The 20,960-nt window shown below is 45.2% G+C and carries 21 protein-coding genes and 1 pseudogene; 4 read left to right on the top strand and 18 right to left on the bottom strand.

The annotated features are described in order from the left end of the window. Window positions 1-35: 35 nt before the first annotated feature. Window positions 36-917, top strand: a complete 882-nt coding sequence (locus tag AC04Q4_RS16045; protein WP_476389397.1) for a helix-turn-helix domain-containing protein — start codon at window positions 36-38, stop codon at window positions 915-917. On the opposite strand, the pseudogene AC04Q4_RS16040 reads toward AC04Q4_RS16045, so the two are convergent. From AC04Q4_RS16040 to tnpA, 6 genes and pseudogenes are all read right to left on the bottom strand, one after another. Then, window positions 875-1,440: pseudogene (locus tag AC04Q4_RS16040) on the bottom strand (ParA family protein); the annotation flags it as partial. The gene AC04Q4_RS16045 and the pseudogene AC04Q4_RS16040 sit on opposite strands and share 43 nt — an antisense overlap. Window positions 1,441-1,771: 331 nt before the next feature. Next, window positions 1,772-2,983 carry a tyrosine-type recombinase/integrase gene (locus AC04Q4_RS16035; protein ID WP_118482290.1) on the bottom strand — a complete coding sequence of 404 codons (1,212 nt, stop codon included), beginning with the start codon at window positions 2,981-2,983 and terminating at the stop codon, window positions 1,772-1,774. Window positions 2,984-3,131: 148 nt separating this feature from the next. Next, window positions 3,132-4,349 carry a tyrosine-type recombinase/integrase gene (locus tag AC04Q4_RS16030; RefSeq protein ID WP_055224659.1) on the bottom strand — a complete coding sequence of 406 codons (1,218 nt, stop codon included), beginning with the start codon at window positions 4,347-4,349 and terminating at the stop codon, window positions 3,132-3,134. Window positions 4,350-4,433: 84 nt separating this feature from the next. Further along, window positions 4,434-4,664, bottom strand: a complete 231-nt coding sequence (locus tag AC04Q4_RS16025) for a helix-turn-helix domain-containing protein (RefSeq protein WP_008728422.1) — start codon at window positions 4,662-4,664, stop codon at window positions 4,434-4,436. A 536-nt stretch (window positions 4,665-5,200) separates the two neighbouring features. After that, the gene (locus AC04Q4_RS16020) at window positions 5,201-5,614 is read right to left on the bottom strand and encodes a sigma-70 family RNA polymerase sigma factor (protein WP_015518833.1); all 414 of its coding nucleotides are present in this window, start codon (window positions 5,612-5,614) and stop codon (window positions 5,201-5,203) included. A 309-nt stretch (window positions 5,615-5,923) separates the two neighbouring features. Next, on the bottom strand, window positions 5,924-6,397 hold the full coding sequence (gene tnpA / locus AC04Q4_RS16015) for an IS200/IS605 family transposase (RefSeq protein WP_118609269.1): 474 nt from the start codon (window positions 6,395-6,397) through the stop codon (window positions 5,924-5,926). A gap of 247 nt (window positions 6,398-6,644) precedes the next feature. Here tnpA and AC04Q4_RS16010 point away from each other — a divergent pair, with 247 nt between their 5' ends. After that, window positions 6,645-6,806: a hypothetical protein gene (locus AC04Q4_RS16010; protein WP_015529866.1), complete on the top strand. Its 162-nt coding sequence runs from the start codon at window positions 6,645-6,647 to the stop codon at window positions 6,804-6,806. A gap of 106 nt (window positions 6,807-6,912) precedes the next feature. Here AC04Q4_RS16010 and AC04Q4_RS16005 read toward each other — a convergent pair whose 3' ends face one another. From AC04Q4_RS16005 to AC04Q4_RS15975, 7 genes are all read right to left on the bottom strand, one after another. Further along, a complete protein-coding gene (locus AC04Q4_RS16005) occupies window positions 6,913-7,278 on the bottom strand; it encodes a metal-dependent transcriptional regulator (protein ID WP_110104174.1) in 366 nt (121 codons plus the stop codon). 17 nt (window positions 7,279-7,295) lie between these two features. Continuing rightward, a complete protein-coding gene (locus AC04Q4_RS16000) occupies window positions 7,296-9,047 on the bottom strand; it encodes an ABC transporter ATP-binding protein (protein WP_015518830.1) in 1,752 nt (583 codons plus the stop codon). Next, window positions 9,040-10,821, bottom strand: a complete 1,782-nt coding sequence (locus tag AC04Q4_RS15995; RefSeq protein ID WP_044907619.1) for an ABC transporter ATP-binding protein — start codon at window positions 10,819-10,821, stop codon at window positions 9,040-9,042. Before AC04Q4_RS15995 ends, AC04Q4_RS16000 begins: the two co-directional genes overlap by 8 nt. Before the next feature lie 121 nt (window positions 10,822-10,942). After that, window positions 10,943-11,800: an AraC family transcriptional regulator gene (locus tag AC04Q4_RS15990; RefSeq protein WP_182429159.1), complete on the bottom strand. Its 858-nt coding sequence runs from the start codon at window positions 11,798-11,800 to the stop codon at window positions 10,943-10,945. A gap of 94 nt (window positions 11,801-11,894) precedes the next feature. Then, complete coding sequence (locus tag AC04Q4_RS15985) at window positions 11,895-13,430, bottom strand: ABC transporter ATP-binding protein (protein WP_044907623.1); 1,536 nt, start codon at window positions 13,428-13,430, stop codon at window positions 11,895-11,897. Between the two features lie 4 nt (window positions 13,431-13,434). Further along, entirely contained in the window at window positions 13,435-14,172 is a 738-nt protein-coding gene (locus AC04Q4_RS15980) for an energy-coupling factor transporter transmembrane component T (RefSeq protein WP_015529861.1), read from the bottom strand. Continuing rightward, window positions 14,172-14,750, bottom strand: a complete 579-nt coding sequence (locus AC04Q4_RS15975; RefSeq protein ID WP_476389283.1) for an MptD family putative ECF transporter S component — start codon at window positions 14,748-14,750, stop codon at window positions 14,172-14,174. The genes AC04Q4_RS15980 and AC04Q4_RS15975 overlap by 1 nt, the downstream gene beginning before the upstream one ends. Before the next feature lie 710 nt (window positions 14,751-15,460). Between AC04Q4_RS15975 and AC04Q4_RS15970 the strand changes: the two genes are divergently transcribed. Next, complete coding sequence (locus AC04Q4_RS15970) at window positions 15,461-15,817, top strand: helix-turn-helix domain-containing protein (protein WP_476389282.1); 357 nt, start codon at window positions 15,461-15,463, stop codon at window positions 15,815-15,817. 222 nt (window positions 15,818-16,039) lie between these two features. Here AC04Q4_RS15970 and AC04Q4_RS15965 read toward each other — a convergent pair whose 3' ends face one another. Continuing rightward, window positions 16,040-17,452: a relaxase/mobilization nuclease domain-containing protein gene (locus AC04Q4_RS15965; protein WP_476389281.1), complete on the bottom strand. Its 1,413-nt coding sequence runs from the start codon at window positions 17,450-17,452 to the stop codon at window positions 16,040-16,042. Between the two features lie 114 nt (window positions 17,453-17,566). On the opposite strand from AC04Q4_RS15965, the gene AC04Q4_RS15960 reads away from it, so the two are divergent. Further along, window positions 17,567-18,976 (top strand): ATP-binding protein, encoded by a 1,410-nt coding sequence (locus AC04Q4_RS15960; protein ID WP_118043081.1) that lies wholly within the window; start codon window positions 17,567-17,569, stop codon window positions 18,974-18,976. A gap of 73 nt (window positions 18,977-19,049) precedes the next feature. Here AC04Q4_RS15960 and AC04Q4_RS15955 read toward each other — a convergent pair whose 3' ends face one another. From AC04Q4_RS15955 to AC04Q4_RS15940, 4 genes are all read right to left on the bottom strand, one after another. Continuing rightward, the gene (locus AC04Q4_RS15955) at window positions 19,050-19,349 is read right to left on the bottom strand and encodes a CD1845 family protein (protein WP_117552929.1); all 300 of its coding nucleotides are present in this window, start codon (window positions 19,347-19,349) and stop codon (window positions 19,050-19,052) included. Further along, complete coding sequence (locus tag AC04Q4_RS15950; RefSeq protein WP_015529855.1) at window positions 19,346-19,648, bottom strand: hypothetical protein; 303 nt, start codon at window positions 19,646-19,648, stop codon at window positions 19,346-19,348. The genes AC04Q4_RS15955 and AC04Q4_RS15950 overlap by 4 nt, the downstream gene beginning before the upstream one ends. A 151-nt stretch (window positions 19,649-19,799) precedes the next feature. Further along, window positions 19,800-20,138 (bottom strand): plasmid mobilization protein, encoded by a 339-nt coding sequence (locus AC04Q4_RS15945; RefSeq protein ID WP_015529854.1) that lies wholly within the window; start codon window positions 20,136-20,138, stop codon window positions 19,800-19,802. Window positions 20,139-20,140: 2 nt separating this feature from the next. Continuing rightward, entirely contained in the window at window positions 20,141-20,959 is an 819-nt protein-coding gene (locus AC04Q4_RS15940; RefSeq protein ID WP_118043082.1) for a DUF3849 domain-containing protein, read from the bottom strand. Window position 20,960: the final 1 nt, after the last annotated feature.

Raw genomic sequence — 20,960 nt, 5'->3', positions numbered from 1 at the left:
TAATATAACAAACGTTCGAAAAGGAGATTATTTTGATGGAAGTATGTCCAAGCATTGTTTTAAATTCAGATGCATCTGAAAATGTTGCCTATAACAATCCAGACTTTCCTGCATATATAAAAAAGGAACAGCTTTCACGCTATCCTGATTTTCGTGCAGTCAGTCATTGGCATGACGATCTGGAATTTATTCTGATTTTAGAGGGACAGATGTTTTATGATGTGAATGGTCAAAAGATTTCTTTGCAAGCAGGTGAAGGAATTTTTGTAAACAGCCGCTGCTTTCATTATGGCTATTCCGATACTCATACAGAATGTCTCTTTATCTGTATTCTGTTATCTCCGCAGTTGCTTTCTGCAAATACTTATTTTGTGGAAAAATGTCTAAATCCCCTGATACAGAATATTCATTTTCCCTATCAACCACTGAATCCGTCTATCCTGTGGCAGAATTCTATTCTTCGTGACCTTGAAATGCTTTACAAAAAAAATGTGGATGAAATACAGCCATTTATTACGCTGGAAAAAACCGTTCATATTTTTCGACTCCTTGCTGAAAATATGAATTATTTCCCAGATTATGATAAAGATACAGAGGATACTCTGGCTCTTACTACAATGATCGGATATGTGCAGAAAAATTATCCCCACAAAATTATGCTTAAAGATATTTCATCCTCAGGAAATTGCTGCAAGACAAAATGTACTTCCCTTTTTCAGAAATATTTGAATACTTCCCCAATGGTATATCTAAATCGCTATCGTTTGGAAAAATCTGTTTTTCTTCTTCAAAATACTACAATGTCTGTTACTGAGATAGCATATACCTGCGGGTTTTCAAATAGCAGTTATTTTTGTGAACTTTTTCATAAGTATTATAATACCACCCCTGGGAAGTTTCGAAGCAGTAATAGATAAACACTATTCATATTCTTTGACTTATAATTATAATGGATATTTTTTAACAGTTTCCCTGTTTTTCCGGCCAGTCTTTCACATAACATCTGATCTCCTGCATTGTTTCCCTCTGCATTGTTTCCCTCTGCACTGATTTCCTTTGCCCGGACAGAATGGGGGATCTCTGTGACGAATACTTTAATCTTGCTGCCATAGGTCTCCCGCAGGAGCGCGGAAATCTCTTTGGCAAAGTTGGTTCGGCTATCCACCATCGTCAGCAGGATACCGTCGATCTGGAGCTTGGGGTTGATCTGCCGCTTTACCTTGTTTACGTGGAGAGGAGCTGTTCCAGCCCTTTGGCGGACAGATACTCCGCCTGAACGGGAATGATGATCCTGTTCGCAGCGGCCAGCGCATTGACTGTGAGCATACCCAGGGAGGGCTGGCAGTCGATGAGGATATGGGAATATTGCCCCTTCAGCGTGTCCAGATATTGCCGCAAGATAGTCTCACGACTCATGGCATTTACCAGGGATACTTCCATTTTGATCAGATTATGCCAAACTCTCCAGCGAAAAATCTGGTGAACCACTAAAAATTGGGGGAAAACGGCTCTCGTTAGGTCAAATGGGGTCAAACTATATCAGCCCATTTAGGTATAAGAAAACCCCGGAAAACCTTGATTTTCCGGGGTTTTTGAACTATTTTGATATAGTCTGAGCAGTCGATTATCGCTTGCTGAACTGCGGAGCGCGACGAGCTGCTTTGAGACCGTATTGCGCGAGTTTTTGAGCTGTTTTCCCTTGATACTCCGGGCTTTTCCGGCTTTCTGCCTCTCAGTTATCCGGTGTGCGGACCATAAAAAACGGCCTTTTTCATTCAGCAATAGCCTGATGAAACGCACCATTTACTACCCCAAATAACTCCTCTGGTTTATTATACTTCACTTTTGCATAGATGTCCATAGTTGTTTTGCTGTTTTCGTGTCCGGCAAGGTATTGTACTGTCTTTGGATCAACGCCCGCATAGAGAAGATTGGTAATGTAAGTGTGCCGCAGCTGATGCGGGGTTACATCAAAGTCCAGCGTATATTTGATTTTGGGTTGATTCTTCTGGGTCATACCCAGCGTTGGAGTAACCGTATATTTGATACTCTCCCCATTTACATACTTATAATAGTTCCGGGGCTTAGTGGAGCGGACAACGACATACTGCCACACTCTTTGGAACTGCGAGGCAGCCAGTGGCTCTCCTTTGCTGTCAGCGATCACATAATCTGATATGGAATTTTCTTTCGTTTCTCTCAGACAATCTACCAAACACTTCGGTATCGGAATATCCCTTTTTGCCGCTGGAGTCTTTAGCACCGTAGAAACCACGGGTCTGTTATGCTCTGTACGCCATGCCCGCCTCACCGATAGATAAGGTGTATCCTCGTCCAGAAATACACAATCCCATTGCAGTGCAAGAATTTCTTCCCGACGCAGACCGGAATACAAACCGAGCATAATAAACAAATATGGAGGAAGCCCCTTGACTGTATCCAGAAGCACGGCTACCTGCTGATCTGTCAATGCCTCCTTCTTTTTTGTCGGTTTTCCGCCTTTACCGGATATTCCCGCACAGGGATTGTGTTCAAGAATTTGGTTTCTCTCTGCCGCATAAAAAATGCACTTGAGCAGCATATTGACCTTATTGTATAAGCCTTCCGATTTCTTTGACAATGGAACAAGAGCCAGCCGAATATCGTCAGCAGTCACTTCTTCCATATACATCTCTCCCAAAGGTTTGATGATATAGTTTGTCATATCCCTCGTATAACCTCTGAGTGTAGACGCAGACACCTTTGCCGACTGCATCAGCAGCCACTTCTCGCCATACTCGGCTACTGTCGGGTGCTGCCGGTGAAAGATAATTTCTTCTACCTGCTTCCGGGCCTCTAACTGCTTCTCATACAATTCTTCACAAGTAGCGGCATACAAACTCAACTCTTTGCCATCTGCATCCGTAATCCTGGTTCTGTAATACTGAATTCCTTTCAATGTAATGGTCCCATACTTCGGGATCTGTGTTTTCTTTTTTGCCATCTTTGATCGTCCTTTCTTGATAATGTGTAGTTTCCGTATCTACACTCTCTTTTTATCAGAAAGCCTCGATTTAATCAAAGATACGGCTGATGTAAAACAAAGAGCGAGACATCCTTGCCTCGCTCCTGCTTTACTTCCTGTTTTATTATTACTGTGCTGCGTCCCAGCTTGCAAACGCGCAACTCATTGATCTGACCAGCTCATCTGGTCTGTTGTACTTAACCTTTGCATAAATGTCCATGGTAATCTTGCTGCTTTCATGGCCTGCCAGGTATTGAACCGTTTTGGGATCTACCGATGCATGAATGAGATTGGTAATGTAAGTATGCCGCAGCTGATGGGGTGTTACTTCAAAGTCCAGACTGTAAACCACTTTTCCGTTATGAGCAGCCTTTTCTCCCAAGACAGGTGTGACAGTATGCTTTACTCTTTTTCCATCTTCATACCGATAATAGCTCCGCTCCTTGACCGTCCTCGTAACAATATACTGCCAAAGTCGCTTAAACTGCGTGTAGGACAGCGGTTCGCCGTCCCGGTTTGAAACCACATACTCCGAAGTCGATGTTTCCTTTGCTGCTTTCAAACACTCAGCCAAGCAAACAGGAAGAGGGATATTTCTCTCCGCAGCCTTGGTTTTCAATTCGTCTGAGATTACCGGTCTGTTGTGTTCTGTGTGCCATGCCCGCCTTACCGTCAGATATGGAGTATCCGTATCCAGATATACTGAATCCCATTGCAGAGCAAGAATTTCTTCCCGGCGCAGCCCTGCATATAAACCAATCATGACAAAGACATAAGGCGGCAAATCTCGGATAGCATCCAAAAGGCGTGCTGCCTGTTCATCTGTCAAAGCCTGACGATCCTCTTGTGGAACACCGCCACCTTTTGTCGTGAGATAAATCGTCGGGTTATGGTCAATGATCCTGCTTTCCATCGCTGCGCGAAAGATAGATTTGTAAAGGATTACCACAGATTTATAAACCGATGCAGATTTCTTGGAAACCGGAACAAGGGCAAGCTGAATATCATCCAGGCTAACCTCACCCATCCGTTTATCTCCCAATTCCGCTATAATATGCCGCCTGACCTTTGAGGTGTAATCCGTCAAAGTAGTAGCTCGTACATGAACCGACTGCATCAGCAGCCACTTTTCACAATACTCTGCAACTGTGGGCGTTTTCCGATGAAAAGTGGCATTCTCAATCTGTTCCAACGCAAGCGTTTCTTTGTTGTATAGTTCTTCAGGTGTTTTTGCGTAGATAGCTACGAGCTTACCATTCGTGTCTTTGATTCTGGTCCTATAATATAGGACACCTCTTTTCATAACTGTGCCATATTGAGGAAGCATTATTTTCCTATTTGCCAATTCCTCCACCTCCTAAGAATATACTCCAGCGCTGTATCTATGTTTTATCAGACCATTATGATTTCGACAAGGATACGGACCGGCTCACACTCCAGCTCTGCGAGGTTTACGATAAGTTGCGTTCTTTTCTGCTGGCTTTGCTCTGTGGGTGCATTTTGCGATATACTCCTGAAGGCCCGCTGAGGTAAAGTACACACAGCCATTCTGCACATATTGCACATAAGAAATAAGACCATTGTTACGGGCCGCGTCCAGCGTTGCAATGCTGATACCCAAAATTTCTGCTGCTTCTTTTCGCGTAATAAGTTTTTCCATAAAGCATATTTCCTCCAATCCGTCAAGTTTGTCATCGTGTTTGTTCAAAATCACATGAATACGCTGGCAGCCGAAACCACCAGCGCATGGTATCTGATTTTGAACAGAAAGCGGCAAACGCTTCCTATTTATATTTCTCAGCTTTCGTCACATTTGCCACGCCCCCTGACGATGGGAACACAACAGGTCTCCGCTGGCGCGGATGTCATAACTCCGCAGCATCGTTCGTATCGTGTGCCGCAGGGTTCCCCCCAAGTCTTTGGCGGGCCGTGAGGAAGTATCTTTAAGCCCCCATGTAGTCATCGCGCCAAATCTGCCACCATTCTTTTATGAAATCGTAGATCGCTCCGAAGCAGTGCTTTCATCACCTCCCTGACTGCTCCATCCTCGCGGCGTTTCATATTCGCTCGTACATGGGTTATGTACCTGTTGTGCTGTCTATTCGATTGTCAATGTGCAGATGAAGGAGGAAAACTTGTCCTTCTTATTAACACTGACAAAAAAGGCAAAAAACAGGCGCATCAAACGAAACTTTATCAAAAATATTTTCCGAGCTGCTTTAAGCCGCGCCGGATACTGTCTCGGACACGGCTTGGGTCTACACCTTCTACCCCGGCAATTTCATTTACCGTCATTCCCAGGTAATATCGGGCATAAATCCTCTTTGCCTGTTTTTCCGGTAAATTCATCACAGCAGAATAGACCTGCTCCTGAAGCTGTTTTTCCTCCAGAAGCATCTCCGGTGTTTTCGGCTTCAACAGCACCGCATTTTCAATGCCATTCTCGCAATCCAGAGAATACTGTGCTTTATAACGATACATCTTTCGCTCATACGCAGCCTCCGCACGTTCAGCTGCTCGAATAGTCTCCATTACTTCCTCTGTCACATCTACAAAAAAGTCTGTTGTATAAACATCAGGATAAAGTTCCCGAAGGTTAATTTTCTTCATTATGTACCTCCATTTCGATTCACGGGTGATTGACGAGTGAATCGAATGGAGGTGGGGAACGACACCGGTATACAGCCGGATTATCTCCGAAAAAAAGGCAGTCAAGACCACCCGCTTAGCGGGTGGCTTGCTCTGTCCCTATAAGGGACTATTCCCTGCTTGCGCCCGGAAGGCGCACTGACAGTCTGCCAACTGCACCACATTTACAGCAGCCCCTTCCAGGGGCTATTTCAGTGCTTCCTTATTCCGGCGCTGCCCCAAAAGGGGCTTGCTGGTTTGCTTTGATTTCCTACTACTGCTCCAAGCAGTTTATTTCTTGTTTTTCTTCACTGGCTCACCCGTAAACGGGTCGATATACTCTACTAATGACATCTGGTCATATTCTAAATCTTCTTTTAATTGATTCTGAATATACTCTTTTATTGCAGCTGTATTTTTTCCTACTGTATCTACATAATATCCTCTACACCAGAAATGTCTATTTCCATATTTGTATTTCAAATTTGCATGTTTTTCAAATATCATTAGTGAGCTTTTTCCTTTTAAATATCCTACTATTTCTGATACCGAATATTTAGGTGGTATTCTTACTAGCATATGTATATGATCCGGACAACACTCTGCTTCTATTATTTCTATTCCTTTTCTTCTGCATAATGATCCTAATATTTGTCCTACATCTGCTTTTATATCTTTATAGATTACCTGTCTTCTATATTTTGGTGCAAAAACAATATGATACTTGCATTCCCATTTAGTATGAGCTAAACTATTTACGTTCATTTTATGAACCTCCTGTGATTTAATATTTGTGGTTTGCAGACCTACATTTATTTTAACACAGGAGATTACTTATATCTAAAGATCTTCCCTCCCCCTGCATAGCAGGGGGTTTATTTTTACTGTCACACAACAAAAAACGCCAGATTCCCGCAATGGGAAACTGGCGCACCAAGAACAGTCATTATTATGCTGAATCACATGGAACGATAATGCCGATGCAATGCTATACTTGCCCGGAGGAGGGGCAATGCTTTTTTTAATTGATGTAGATCATGGGAGCTTTGAAAAAGCAAAAGAGACACGGCAAATTAACCTCCAAGCGGCTACCGTGTCCCTGCAAGTCGTCATTAGTTTGTGTAAACGCAAAGAAACGGCGGCTCTGAAATTGTCCTTCAAAACCGCCGATTGAGTTCAAATCTTAAAATAGCGCACGAAATTATCTGCCCCAGTCAACGGTTTTTTTCTTTCCCCGGACGGGGCAGATAACTTATTATGCAGAGCGGAGCCGATGTGCGCTAATCGGTTCCTTGTACTTTCTCCTTCAGCTTTCGGAAAGATGTATCACTGATGGCGTGTTCAATCCGGCAGGCGTCTTGTTCCGCTGTTTCCTGATCGACGCCAGCAGCGATAAACTGCTCCATAAAAAACAAATGGCGTTCATAGATTTTCTCGGCAATCTCCCGACCTATGACGGTCAGATGAAGGAACCCATCATCCACGGTCAGAAAACCTCCATTTTTCAAAACGCCTACCGCATGGCTGATACTCGGTTTGCTAAAGCCCATGTGCCGGGCAAGGTCAATGGAGCGGACCATGCCCATTTTCTTTTGTAGAACAAGGATAGCCTCCAGATAATCCTCCCCAGACGCATGAATCTTCATCAGTTCCTCCTTTATGCTTATTGTTGAATCCTCCAGCCCTCAGCCTGTTCCCGAATCTTAATAAATTCCTGATAGGTTCCCCTTTGAGCCAGCAATTCCTTATGGGTTCCTTTCTGCACGACGGTTCCACCATCAATGACAAGAATTTGATCCGCATTTTCAATCGTCGCCAGTCTATGGGCAATCGTTATGATTGTTTTACCATGTGTCAGTGCGGAAATAGCCTCTTGAATCAAATGCTCATTCTCTGGGTCAATGCTGGCCGTGGCCTCGTCCAAAATGACAATCGGCGCATCTTTCAGCATGGCTCTGGCAATCGAAATCCGCTGCTTTTCACCGCCGGAAAGAGAAGAACCGCCCTCCCCAATGACGGTATCATATCCATCTGGCAAGGCCATAATAAAGTCATGGCAGCGCGCTTCTTTTGCAGCGGCAATCATCTGTTCCTCCGAAGCGTCCGGGCTGCCGAATTTGATATTGTTACGGATTGTATCCCGGAACAGATATACATTCTGGAACACCATACTGATATTTTTTAGTAAGCTGTCACAGGTAAATTCTCGAATATCTGTTTCTCCTAAAGTGATTTTTCCGGCGTCAACATCATAAAAGCGTGCAATCAGGCTGCACAGGGTAGACTTGCCGCTCCCGGAGGGACCTACAATCGCTGTTGTGGTATTCTGCGGAATCGTGAAATTCACATCATGCAATACAGTCCGTTTATCGTAACCAAAGGATACATCCTGAAAAGTAATGTCATACGAGGTCGGTGTAATATCTTTTCCGTCTTGGTCGATATATTCTGCATTTTCCAGAGCTTCCAGCTTATTCATAGCGGAATCTATAAGACCCAGCATATGAGCCGCGTCGTTAATGTTTTCCACACTTCCAAAGATTACGAAAGAAAACAGAACAAACATCAGGAAATAAGCAAGACTCATTTGCCCGTTAAGTGTCTGCCATGCACAGATAAACACAATCCCCATAGATGCCAGTTTTAAGGAGAACAGATGCAAGCAGTTAAATGGCGTATAGCCTTTTTCTACTTTGATATGAATATTTTTCAAATCCGTATTTGCCTTGCGGAAACTTTCGATAGAAGCCCCTTCCTGTCCGAACGATTTAACGATGGACAGCCCGCGGATATATTCAATCGCAGAGCCAGACATATCCTCCATGGCCTGGTGCGTGATAGCAGCGGTCTTTTCACTATGCCTGCTGATACCATGTAAGGCCAATGAGGAAAAGGCAACGCCGACAACAGAAATCACTGCTGCGGCTGGACTCAGGAAAAGGAAACACAGGAGAATTGCAATAAACTTTGCATATCCGTTGATGATGATGTCGACCATCTTCATTCCCTGCAATTCAAGTGTGGATAGCTCCGTGGTAACACCTGTCAGAATATCGCCCACGCTGTTTTTAGAAAAATATCCCAGAGGAACCCTTTTCAGCACATCGCCTAAATGGATTCGCTGCCCTGCGGCTACTTCATAACCAATGCTTTCCTGCAACACCGCCCGCAAATAAGAGAGTAGAAAGTTAAGCGCAATCGAGCCAACAATAATCCAAAGCGTCTGCCAGATCAGGGAGGATTCTATTGTGTTGCCTGCCCAATAAGCTGCGATTGCTTTATCAAGGGCATAAGCGGCAGCCATTGTAGGGATCGCCGTAGACAGGCTGCTGAAAAAGGAAAAAACAGAGCCAAGATAGAGGCGTCCCTTATATTTCCCCGCCCATTTAATGATCCGTTTCATAGACTTAAACATGAGCGGCCACCTCCTTCTTTTCACTCACAGACCAATTCTTCGCCCCGATGTGGGCTTTCCACATATCCGCATAAAGCGGACACCGCTTCAACAATTCTTTCTGCTTTCCGCAATCCACAATCCGGCCTTTTTTCAACACGACAATCTGATCTGCGTTCTGAATGGTGGAAAGGCGGTGGGCGATCACAAGAAGAGTTTTACCCTTTGATAACGCCATGATAGATTTCTGAATTTTATCTTCGTTCTGCGGGTCAGTAAATGCTGTCGCTTCATCCAAAATAACAATCGGGGCATTTTTGAGGATCGCCCTCGCAATCGCAATTCGCTGTTTTTCGCCGCCGGACAGCCTCTTTCCGGCATCACCGGCAGGGGTATCATATCCTTTGTCCAAACGCACAATAAATTCATCACAGCAGGCCGCTTTCGCCGCCGCATATACTTCTTCATCTGTGGCATTTGGATTTCCAAGACGGATGTTTTCTTTCAGGGAGCAATTAAACAGGAAGTTATCCTGCGTCACAAAACTGACCAGTTCGGAAAGCTGGCGTATAGACAACTCTTTGATATTCTTCCCCCCAATGGTAATGTTGCCGCCTGTCACGTCCCAAAACCTTGCAATCAGACGGGCAATCGTTGATTTACCGCCGCCAGACGGTCCTACAAGTGCCGTAAAACTTCCCTCTGGCAATTCCAGGTTCACATCATGCAACACTTCATTTTGCTCGGAACCGTCATAGGAAAAGGTTACATGCTTCAACGCAATATCATTGTGAGGAATAGATACGATTTTCCCTGAATCCGGCAGTACAGGCAGGTTCAAAAGTTCATTTGCCGCCTCTACTGCATATTCCATAGACTTTGCTTCGTTAATGAAAGTGGTTGCTTTCATCAACGGTCCAACAATGCTGAGGGAAAGGATAATCCCCATTGCAAGCTCCGCAGGGGAGATACTTCCATTCTGCACCAGCAAAAGGCCGACAGGAAGAACCCCCAGGAGCGTTGTGGGCATAATCGCCATCATAAGGTTCATCGATTTCCATGTACTCTTAAACCATGCCAAGGTAAACTCTTTGAACGACTGGACAGCATTAACAAATTTTTCATAGGAGCTTGTGCTTTGGTTAAAGGCCTTTACAACCTCGATACCTTCCACATACTCGATAATAATACTGTTGACGTGGTTATTTGCCTCCATATAAGCGGCGTACTGGCTGTTATAGTTCCTCATAAGGAAAAACATAGGAATCATGGCCAGCACCGGAGCAATCAGAACCGCCAATCCCATGCGCCAGTCGATAACCAGCATCCAGATAAAAATTGCAACAGGGAGTAGGAGGTTAGAGGTCAATTCCGGGATCATGTGTGCCAAAGGCGGCTCTAAGTCCTCAACCTTATCCATGATGATATTTTTCAGATAGCCGATCCGCCGCCCCATCACTTCGCCAAGGGGAGCTTTCATCAGCCGGTCTGCAATTTTAAGCCGGATTCCTTCCAAAATGGTATAGGCTGAAATATGCGCCAGGATCGTAGAGATTCCATGGCAGGCAACCCGCAGCAGGTAGCCCGCTGCTCCAACCAGACACCAAATCAGAATGCCATTCAGGGTCACATTCTGATTGATAAATGCCAGCAGGATTTCATATACAGCCCAAAAAGGAATAAACCCTCCTGCAACGCTCAGAATGGCGCAGAATACCGAAAGAGCCATTTTCCCCTTGCATGGTGCGGCGAAGGAAAACAGAATTTTCACCCAATTATCTTTTTGCTGCTTCATTACAATCACCTTCCTTCTTTTTAGTCAGCAAAGAAAAAAGGATGGGTAGTCTTTGCTAACCATCCTCATTGTAGCAGTATTCAATTCTTCTTTCCTCTCCAAAACGGCATTTATGCACCGTTTAGAAAAAAGATTTTCGATATTCCATCGGCGTCTGCCCTATCACCTGCCGGAAAGCTGTTGCAAATTTACTGGGGCTTTCATATCCCACAACTCCTGCAATTTCCGCAATCCCTTTTTTTGAATCCTGTCGGAGCATTGTGGCAGCAACGTTCATCCGATAACGGCGAATATAGGAATACATGGAATCTCCGTATATTTCCTTAAAGCAGGTTTTCATCCCCGTCAATGAAATCTGGAATCGTTCAGCTAATTCATCCATCGTGTAATGCTCCTGCAAATTTGCCGTAATAAGATCATGGATCGCTTTGATTTTTTCTACCTGCCCTTTATAGAAATAAGGGCGATCTTCTTTGGAATCAGAAAACTGCAAAGCGTCCAGATATAAAAGCAGCTCCAGGGCTTTTACTTTATAGTAGTCACCTTTGATCTGCTGCGGGACAAAGTAAAGCTCTGAAAAAATATGTTCAATTCCTGGCTCATTATGAATCACAAACGGTTTCTTGTCATTGCAATATTTTTTTTGAAGCTCGTACAAATCAACAGAAAATCCGCCAAAAAAGTCTTTCAGCGCCGGCACAGCAATGTCCAAATCAAATCCCAGGGTCACCCCATGATAGTGGCAGAGTGGAAAGCAGAACCGTCCCGAATGGGAACGCCGGTCATCCACACGCATCTCATGCTCTTGCAAATAGCTATACGCATGATTGCCAATCTCGCTTTCGATCCGTCCCTCCCTGCAATGGTCTATATAGAGAAGCGAACTGTCCGTACTACTCTGAAAGTAGGAGGTACATTCTTTCAGGTGCATATCGCTATACATCACAAAAGCGCCATCAAAAATTTTGTGGGCTGTCATGGTTCCCTCGCCGCTCTCGTCAAAAAGCTGCAGGACAACGCAATCCTCAGTTTCAATGACATTTTTAACATTTGAGCCGCAGTTTATTTTACCATCAAACAGTTTGATTTCCGCCGCCTCCTTCCATCATAAAGAAATTAAATAACCGTTCTCGTCCTTCCGTATCCTGGAGGAAATAGTTTTCTTCCAATCTGCCGTTTTCCAGATGGATCACATAATTGCAGCACCTGAGTATAAATTCAGGATCATGGGTCACAATCACAATGGTTTTTCCTGAATCGGCAAGTCCTTTGACCGAATCGGCCACCTGCCTCATGTGAAAGAGATCAAGGCCGCTGGTAGGTTCGTCAAATAGTATAACCGGACGTTCAGAGGCAATCGCAGAAGCAATCGCCACACGTTGTTTTTGCCCTCCCGAAAGCCCCATCGGATGGCAGGCTTTGTACGGGAGCAAATCCATTTCTGTCAAGATAGCCTCTGCCTTTGCCACATTTTCAGGCGATTCATCGGAATCTTTCCCCGGCATACTTAACAGGACTTCCTCTAAAACGCTCTCCGTAAAAAGCTGATGATTTACATCCTGCATGACCATATAGCATAGCTTCAGCCGCTGTTTGCTTGAATAGGAAGTACCATCTTTTTCGAGGATACCTTTACATCTTTTTTCCAATCCGCATAAGCAACGGGATAGTGTCGTTTTTCCGGCTCCATTGTGCCCGATGACCGCCGTTACATTTCCGGCAGGAAGCTCTATATTTTCCAGAGAAAGCGTTTCCGGCTGTTTCTTGTATGCGAAATGGAAGTGGTTCAGTTTCCATATCCCCTGCCCTGAATGTAGACTGGCAGGCTCAATGTCTGCAAACTCACCCAGGCCAAGAGGCCGTAATCCCATTTTAGCTTTTTCCGCCGCCGGAATCAACTGAAATTCCGGCAAAGTATAATCCCCTTGTATTTCCCCGTCGCTTAAATATATGATCCTGTCTGCCAGATCATAAAGATAGTAGAGCCGGTGCTCCGCAATAATAATTGTTTTGCCCTGTGACTTCAATATTTTTAACAGTTTCCGAAAATCAGCGATGGAATAGGCGTCAAGGTTGGAAGATGGCTCGTCCAAAACAAATACATCCGGTTCCACAGCGGCGGCAGATCCACAGGCGATTTTTTGCTTTTCCCCACCGGAAAGGGAGAAAACACTTCTGTCCAGCAGATTTGTAAGGTTCAACTGCTCTGAGACCAGCTTTACCCGCTTTCGGATTTCTGCTTCTTCCAATCCATGGTTTTCACATCCAAAGGCAATTTCGCTGGTCGTATCCACATTAAAAAATTGAGAACGTGGATTCTGAAAAACAGAACCCACTTTTTTTGATATATCAAACAGGGAAAGCCCGCTCATATCTTCTCCATCAAGCATGACAGTGCCTTCCAGCTTTCCATCGTAATAATGAGGAATCAGTCCGTTAAACAGCCGTGTCAGTGTGGTTTTACCGCAGCCCGATGTTCCGCAGAGCAGTACAAAATCCCCGTCGTTAATAGACAGGTCAATATTTCTTAATGTTCCGTGTCCTTTCCTGTCCCCAATGTCAGTTTCATTTGGAGGGTAGGAAAAAGAAACTTTTTTACATTCGATCATAGGCCTACCTCCCTGTAATCATCGTGACAATAGGAATTGCAAAAGCCACCACACATAGCAGCAGGAAAAAAACATCCTGCACATGAAAGCCGATTTCGCAGATGTTTGTCCTCTTGACCGGACCGCCCAATCCTCTTGTCAGGGCTGCCGCATTTAATTCTTCCCCGATCTTGACGGAACACATGATAACAGGGACAAGCCTGTATTCCAGCATTGCACTGGCTTTGCCCCCGCCAAAACGGATTCCTCTCATTTTCATAGCGTCCCCTATGGCATTATATTCTTCTACAACCGTAGGGAAAAATCGGAATATCACGGACATAGGAATGATGATCTGCTCCGGTAAATGCAGCTTCTTCATAGAGGCAACAAACTCGCTGACCGTCGTTGTCCTGACCGTGATGTATCCCATCATAATCCCCGGCACAAACCGCATAAAGAAACCGCAGATTGCAACAACAAGAAAGTTAGGAAGGCCGGACAGGTGGGGGAGCGCCCATAGTTGCAATATATAGCTGCCGCCATATAAAACAAAATAGATAACCGATCCCTTCCACGATTTTTCCGTGAGCAGCAGGATCAATGGAACAGCAGCCAAAATAGGAGCAAACTGTTTAGAAGCAGCCCCACCTCCGCCGCTCAAGACAAAGAGGGCAATCGTGACAAGCAATGCCAACTTTGTCCGAGGGTCTAACGACAGGCCGGTTTCCTTTTTTTTGCTTGCTAACAATTCACGGCGCATTATGCAATACCCGCACGCTTAAAGTGCTTTTTGAAAATTTTCTGGCCGATCACCCCGCCGATCACGCCGCAAACGAACCCGGCAATCAAAAGAAGGGGGAGCGTATATGCCGAGATATAGCTCATAATGGAATCTGCATACTCTTGTCCATAACCGCTGATTAGCTGCTGATAGTAGCTGTCCCGTGTTGCAACAATGGGGATGTAGTTTCCGATGATCCACATAGAAAAAACACCATGCGATATGATTCCTTTTTTTGCACTCTTATAATCGCCGGATTTCAAAACAAGATCAGCCAGGACACCGAACACGGCACCGGTAATAATGCTCCAATACCCCATGCCGGTCAGCAACATTAAAATACCGCAGATCAGTCCTGTCAGCGATACCATTCCAAACTTCTGGATTTTAGAATAATACAGCATCATTACGATTCCGCCAATCAGCGGAACCAGCACGATCAGAAGCGGAAGAAAAATAGGGATAAATCCCAGCATGGCAATCGCCATCATCACCACAAAATAGATCGCAGTGAAGATTCCAACATTGATAAGGTCTTTTCCTTGTAGTTTATTCATTATTTGGTCCTCCTGTTTGCTTTTGTGTTAGCACGAACTAACCGCATTTCAGTATAGCAGATATGTCTGTATGTTTCTTCTCCAAAAAGGCATTTTTGCTCCAAATAGACAATTACTTTGCTTTTGCTATCTTTACGGGGAGTGATTGCCTGCGTGTGTGCGTGAATATAGAACTATTCAACATTGAACAGAGGCGGTTCTTGCATAATTTGAAATGGAAACAGCCAAAATCTCCGCTCCAAATTGTAGTATTAGTAGAGGGAGAAATAGAAGGTAGGGTTTCGATAGCAAGCACAGCAAGCGAGTACCCGCTTGCGATTTTTCGGATTTTCAGGTCCCTTGCCCGAAAATGAAAAATGTTTGTTGGGATAATCTCAAACTCTTATGAAGAATGGAGGCAGCGCATGGCGAACCGAAAACGGAATATCCAGATGAATTTTTATGTCACAGAGAATAAAAAACGGCTCATAGATGAGCGAATAAAACTGATAGCCTCCCTACCGCATTCTATATCATTCTCGTTTGGCAACGAACTAAAAGCTGAAATCTGCAATTCATCCTCATAGTTCAATTAGCAGCCGGAAACGCCATAATCATGGAGCAACCATGTTATCAAAAAGGAATCAGCATAATCAGTCCTGTTCTCAAGCACAATAAGGTTATTCCTTTGTGCAAATCGGAACGATAAAATATATTTGAGGTGAACGATTATGCCGATTGATGATTTAACTGCTTTAGGGCGAAAAATGCGGGAAGCCAGAAAGAATAAAGAACTGACACAACAGGAACTTTCCGATCTAAGCCATGTTTCTGTAAAGCAAATTGCCAATATCGAAAAAGGGAAAATGAACCCGTCCTATTTGATTTTGAGAGCATTGGCAAAGGTCCTGCACATCTCTTTAGATACGCTTATAAATCCAGATATTTCTCTGGAGGATGAGGGTGTCAATCAGATGAAAATGCTTTATTCCAGCTGTCCGCCAGAAATGCGCGACACCCTGTTGCATCACACACAGGAAACGGTGAAAGAGCTAACAGAATTGTCCGAGAAATTTGAAATGAATTGAGCCAGTGAGTGAAATTTAACGATTTTCTCACTGGTTCTTTTTATTTCCAGAGAAAAGAGGCAAGCAATGCCTGTGTTAATACACACAGGCCCGCAGAGAAGAAAATCCCTTTGTGATTTTCCTCTCTGCTTGCTTGTTGAGGGCAGCGCCCCCAAGCCCCTTTGAACACAGAATTTCATTCTGTGGCTGCGCGTTCTGCGAACGCTTTTGACCAGAACCAGCTTACCGCTGGCCGTGGTCTTTTTCTTTTTCAACATCCTGTTCTACCTCCATTTTCAGCACTCGATCTACATTTGCCTTTGCCGTTAAAAGCTCCCGCATTTCCTCACGGGAACGCCGGTACTCGGCATAGGTCTTTTTCTTTTCTTCCAGCAATTTCGCGTACTCCGTCTGCAACTCTTTGACCTTGGGAAGCTTCTTGACTCCCATCTCATCAAAGGCATTCTTAGCAGCCTGGTGGAGCAGAATTTCTTCCTCATATTCCCCCCGGAATTTCTTAGAGTAACCCGCCTTGCGGTATGCCACATAGACCTCACGGGTCTTGGCATAATTTACGATGTGAGTACGCAGAACAGCGATCTCTGCCATGCGCTTTTCAGCCGCTTTGATCTGCGCCGAAAGTTCATTGTGATGTGCCGTGGCAGCCGCAGCCTTTTCTTCCAAAACCGCATACTCCAGCAGGTTGTGCTCTGACAGGTAATTCATGGTCTGCGCCATCTGCTTGAGGTTGAACACCTTAGCCCATCGAGCATAGCCAGCGCCTTTTCCAGCCTGCAATTTTGCCTGAATGTCCACCAGCAGATTGACCTTCGGCGGTTCTGCCTGTGTGACTGTTTTCTTTCGCGGGGTATGTGCTTTCTTCCCGGAGAGAACTGCCCGCAAATCTTCCAATCCATATCCTTCGCCCAGACTGTCCACGCGGGCGGCTTTCTCCCAACCAGAGAGCTTCAGTCGATACGATTTTCCGCGCTTTGAGACTTCACAACCATACTCTTGCAACAGCTTCAGCAGTTCTTCAAAGTCAGCAGGACTTTGTGATAATGCGTTGTCAATCGCCACACGAAGCAGCTCTCGGTGAGAGGGCTTTGCCTGATTGCCCAGCCATCTGTTATAGCTCTTTCCGTGAGGTTTCGGATTCTCTACAATGGACAGTCTATTCTCAATACAGATGGTGTCACTTAGCCGACGAACCGCCTTGGTGCTGCCCCAAAAGTTTCGGAACTTCCGGTCATATTCTAAGCTGACCGATGACCAGATAATGTGATTATGAATGTGCGACTTGTCTATGTGAGTGCAGACTACAAAGGCATGATTGCCTTTAGTAAAACGCTTTGCAAATTCTACGCCCAGCCGGTTAGCTTCTTCCGGAGTAATCTCGCCGGGGCGGAAGGACTGGCGCACATGATAGGCAATCACATCATCCGCACCGCGCACTCGTCCGGTAGCAACGATATACTGCCTTTTTGCTAAAAGAAACTCCGCATCAACCGTTCTGCTGTCACACGCAAATCCTGCGATGAGCCTTCCATTATCTGTTTTCTGTGGATTTGCTACATAGTCGATGATGTCACTGATCGCCCGACTCTCTGTGCGGCCTTTGCCGACATGAAGTGGCATGATTCTTGTAGTTGCCATAAAAAGCCCTCCTCTCAAAATATTTTCTCTGAACTCTTTGTGCCTATCGTTGAAATAAACTCTCCTTATGGGTATAATATAAAGAAACTACCAATACCTCAAAGGAGGGATTTTATGATAGAACAGCTCATTGCTGAAGCAACCGAATGTGATTTCAAAGTTGCTCTCGAAATAAAAAAGCCAAAAAGCTGGTTAAAAAGTGTCAGTGCCTTTTCCAATGGAATTGGCGGCACTCTGTTTTTCGGAGTCTCCGATGACCGGGAGCCTATCGGCTTGTCCGATGTTCAAAAGGATGCTGAAGCGATCAGCCGCTTAATCAAAGAACGTATCACACCATTACCGCAGTTTATCTTAAAGCCATTGCAGGAAGATGGTAAAAACCTGTTGGCTCTGGAGGTTTCTCCTGGCCGCAGCACCCCATACTATTACAAGGCAGACGGAGTAATGGAAGCATACATCCGTGTTGGAAATGAAAGCATAATTGCCCCTGATTACATTGTGAATGAACTGATCTTAAAGGGAACCAATCAGTCCTTTGATACCCTAACAACAGACGCGGTAAAAAAGGATTACAGCTTTACACTTCTGGAAGCAACCTATCTGGAACGGACTGGTCTCCGCTTTGAGCCATCCGATTATGTCTCATTCGGTTTGGCTGACAAAAATGGGTTCCTGACCAATGCCGGAAAGCTCATGACCGATCAGCACACAGTTTATAACTCCCGTATGTTCTGTACCCGGTGGAATGGCTTGGAAAAAGGCTCTATCTTTGATGATGCGCTGGACGATAAGGAATACGAGGGGAATTTGATTTATTTACTGAAAAGCGGCAGTGAATTTATTCGCAATAATTCCAAAGTCCGTTTTGTCAAAGAAGCTCAGTATCGGGTAGACAAGCCGGATTATGCTGAACGAGCTGTAACAGAGGCTCTTGTCAACGCTCTCATCCATCGTGATTATATTGTGCTTGGCAGCGAAGTCCACATTGATATGTTTGATGATCGGGTGGAAATCACATCTCCGGGCGGTATGTTTGGCGGCGGCTCAATTCAGGAATACGATATTTACAGTATTCGTTCGATGCGACGAAACCCTGTGATCGCTGACCTGTTCCACCGCATGAAGTACATGGAACGCCGTGGAAGTGGTCTGCGCAAAATCGTCAGTGAAACTGAAAAGCTGCCTGGATACACAGAGGCATATAAGCCCGAATTTTCCTCAACAGCGACAGATTTCAGAGTCATCTTGAAAAATGTAAATTACCATCATGGTCCTTCTATCATAGAAACGACCCATGATAAGACCTATGACGCAACCCATGATGCAACCCATGATAAAATCCTTGCATTTTGCATAGAACCACATTCAAAATTAGAAATCGCAGAACACTGTGGATACAAAAACACAAAAAACTTTACACAAAAATATCTGCGTCCGCTATTGAACAATGGAACACTCAAAATGACACTTCCCGATAAACCGAAAAGTAAACATCAAAAATATATTACAGTTCGTTCCGAATAAACAGAGAAGCAGGGCATTGGGTCTCATTTCCCATTGTCCTGCTTCTTTTCATTCCAAATTATATTCACATCATTTACCCATACACCCAATCCTGGATCGCAAATTTCAAACTCTGTACCTTGCCCAGCAGCCAGATCGCAGCCAGCGGCAGCCCCATCGGGCTAATCAAAAATGCCATAACCAGCAAAATTGCACCATTCTGCGGGGAATAGGTAATCAGCACAGCCACGCCAAGCAGAGCAATTACCGTGCTTAGTAGACCAAGCACCAGACCGGATATGTAGATCAGCCCCGTGCAGAGCCAGACAAAAAGCGTCAACGCCAAAATGACCGGTGCAGTTACGATCATCAGCAGACATTTCAAAATCTTCATTTCTGTTCCTCCTTCCAACGCTCCAGATACTGTTTGCATAGGGCATCCGCTTCTCTCTCATCATCTTCCGTCACTTCCCGTTTTCCTTTGGTCAGTTCAATCTCCAGATAAGTCCGGTAATCATCGGCTAAGAGGTCGAACAGTTCCTTGGGAGTATGGCACACCTCGCCAGAGCAATAGTGAAAATCTTGGTCAAATTCAACTCTTACACATCCATGGCGGCTGATATAAACTTCTATGGTCTCGTCTGCGGTTAGGTAATCCGCAAAAATCTCCAGCACCTTTTCAAAGGTCAGCATCTGTTTTCACTCCTTTGCTACGCTTCTTATTCTACTCATATTATCCGGTACAGACAGGCAAAAGACAAGGATACAGACAAAAAGAAAAAGCGGAGGAAGGTGCGGCGAAGAAACGCCGTTCCTCCCTCCGCAAATGGAGTATCTATCCCTGTTATGAAAGTTTGGAGAGTTGGGTAAGGATTTCCTTCACACCCTCCCACAGTTGTTCCTGCCGCTGGGATATATCCTCCAAGTCAGCATTATAAACCCGCCCGGTCTCATGCACTTTGCGAGTCAGCTGGTTCAAGTTGTTGCTGCTTCGGCGCATCAGGGAGACCAACTCCTTCATCTCTGGCAGTTCCAGCTTGACCACATAACCATCCAGCGCCATTTTCCGCAGATAAGCGCTCAAATTCTCTGTCCCGTATTGCTGCATCTTTTGATGGATCAGTTCCAATTCTTCTGCGGACACCCAAAACAAAACCGGCACATCCCGCTTGCGCTTTGCCATGGTTATCGCTCCGGCTCCCGTTTTTTCGGGGCGGCAGACTTATGGGCGGGCAGCTCCTGTTTGAGCTTATCCCGTACTGAGGGACGGGACGGTTCCAGTTTTTCTCTCTGGGTACGGCTGCGCTGCTGTTCTTCACGCACCAGATCAATAAAACCATCCAGCACAGCAGGGTGGCTGTTTAAGGCATAACCACAACGGACGGTTTCGGGATTATCGTTGGGAATGGTCTTGGCCCATTCTTTGTTGCGTCGGGAGTAACGCCCATCCCAGTCCTGAAGCTGGACCGTGTTAGACAGAACCATGGACACACGCTCCATGCCATAGGTCTCGATCACACCCTTTGCCGCATCGTGGCTGAGATACATTCCGTCGAAGTGCTCCCGCACCGCCGCTTCAATAGACTCTTTGCATTGGCGATTTACATTGTTGGAAGCTCGGTACTGCTCCAGCTCCCCATGTTCTCTCGCATAGGCAGCTGAATGGGGATAGATCGGTGTTGTTCGCAGTTCCTCTTTAGCTCTGCACACATCGTCGGCACGGTTCTCAATACTGTCCCGGATCACACCCATATAGCCGGTCTCCAGCTTTTCAAAATAGCGGTACACATCCGCCAGCGGAGAGGGAGATTCCAAAAGTGCCTGAGCCTGGGTGTCGATCAGCTCCAGTTCCTCCATTGCCATCACGATGTCCTCGCGGATGGTGTACTCATAGGCATGGTTTAAGACTTCTTCCGGGGGCTGGCTTTTCAGCCAGTCCCGGAACTTGTCCTGTTCGGCAGCCATCTTTTCATAAAGGGCTGTATTCAGATCGTTAGTATTCATG

Source organism: Blautia sp. HA8986, from assembly GCF_056504635.1.
The sequence above is the reverse complement of the archived record's forward strand: the minus strand, read 5'-3'. Positions and strand labels throughout refer to the sequence as shown.

Coding starts and splice junctions, on each gene's coding strand:
- AC04Q4_RS16045 (WP_476389397.1), top strand. CDS start 36: ATGGAAGTATGTCCAAGCATTGTTTTAAATTCAGATGCATCTGAAAAT.
- AC04Q4_RS16035 (WP_118482290.1), bottom strand. CDS start 2,983: ATGGCAAAAAAGAAAACACAGATCCCGAAGTATGGGACCATTACATTG.
- AC04Q4_RS16025 (WP_008728422.1), bottom strand. CDS start 4,664: ATGGAAAAACTTATTACGCGAAAAGAAGCAGCAGAAATTTTGGGTATC.
- AC04Q4_RS16020 (WP_015518833.1), bottom strand. CDS start 5,614: ATGAAGAAAATTAACCTTCGGGAACTTTATCCTGATGTTTATACAACA.
- tnpA (WP_118609269.1), bottom strand. CDS start 6,397: ATGAACGTAAATAGTTTAGCTCATACTAAATGGGAATGCAAGTATCAT.
- AC04Q4_RS16010 (WP_015529866.1), top strand. CDS start 6,645: ATGCTTTTTTTAATTGATGTAGATCATGGGAGCTTTGAAAAAGCAAAA.
- AC04Q4_RS16005 (WP_110104174.1), bottom strand. CDS start 7,278: ATGAAGATTCATGCGTCTGGGGAGGATTATCTGGAGGCTATCCTTGTT.
- AC04Q4_RS16000 (WP_015518830.1), bottom strand. CDS start 9,047: ATGTTTAAGTCTATGAAACGGATCATTAAATGGGCGGGGAAATATAAG.
- AC04Q4_RS15995 (WP_044907619.1), bottom strand. CDS start 10,821: ATGAAGCAGCAAAAAGATAATTGGGTGAAAATTCTGTTTTCCTTCGCC.
- AC04Q4_RS15990 (WP_182429159.1), bottom strand. CDS start 11,800: ATGACAGCCCACAAAATTTTTGATGGCGCTTTTGTGATGTATAGCGAT.
- AC04Q4_RS15985 (WP_044907623.1), bottom strand. CDS start 13,430: ATGATCGAATGTAAAAAAGTTTCTTTTTCCTACCCTCCAAATGAAACT.
- AC04Q4_RS15980 (WP_015529861.1), bottom strand. CDS start 14,172: ATGCGCCGTGAATTGTTAGCAAGCAAAAAAAAGGAAACCGGCCTGTCG.
- AC04Q4_RS15975 (WP_476389283.1), bottom strand. CDS start 14,750: ATGAATAAACTACAAGGAAAAGACCTTATCAATGTTGGAATCTTCACT.
- AC04Q4_RS15970 (WP_476389282.1), top strand. CDS start 15,461: ATGCCGATTGATGATTTAACTGCTTTAGGGCGAAAAATGCGGGAAGCC.
- AC04Q4_RS15965 (WP_476389281.1), bottom strand. CDS start 17,452: ATGGCAACTACAAGAATCATGCCACTTCATGTCGGCAAAGGCCGCACA.
- AC04Q4_RS15960 (WP_118043081.1), top strand. CDS start 17,567: ATGATAGAACAGCTCATTGCTGAAGCAACCGAATGTGATTTCAAAGTT.
- AC04Q4_RS15955 (WP_117552929.1), bottom strand. CDS start 19,349: ATGAAGATTTTGAAATGTCTGCTGATGATCGTAACTGCACCGGTCATT.
- AC04Q4_RS15950 (WP_015529855.1), bottom strand. CDS start 19,648: ATGCTGACCTTTGAAAAGGTGCTGGAGATTTTTGCGGATTACCTAACC.
- AC04Q4_RS15945 (WP_015529854.1), bottom strand. CDS start 20,138: ATGGCAAAGCGCAAGCGGGATGTGCCGGTTTTGTTTTGGGTGTCCGCA.
- AC04Q4_RS15940 (WP_118043082.1), bottom strand. CDS start 20,959: ATGAATACTAACGATCTGAATACAGCCCTTTATGAAAAGATGGCTGCC.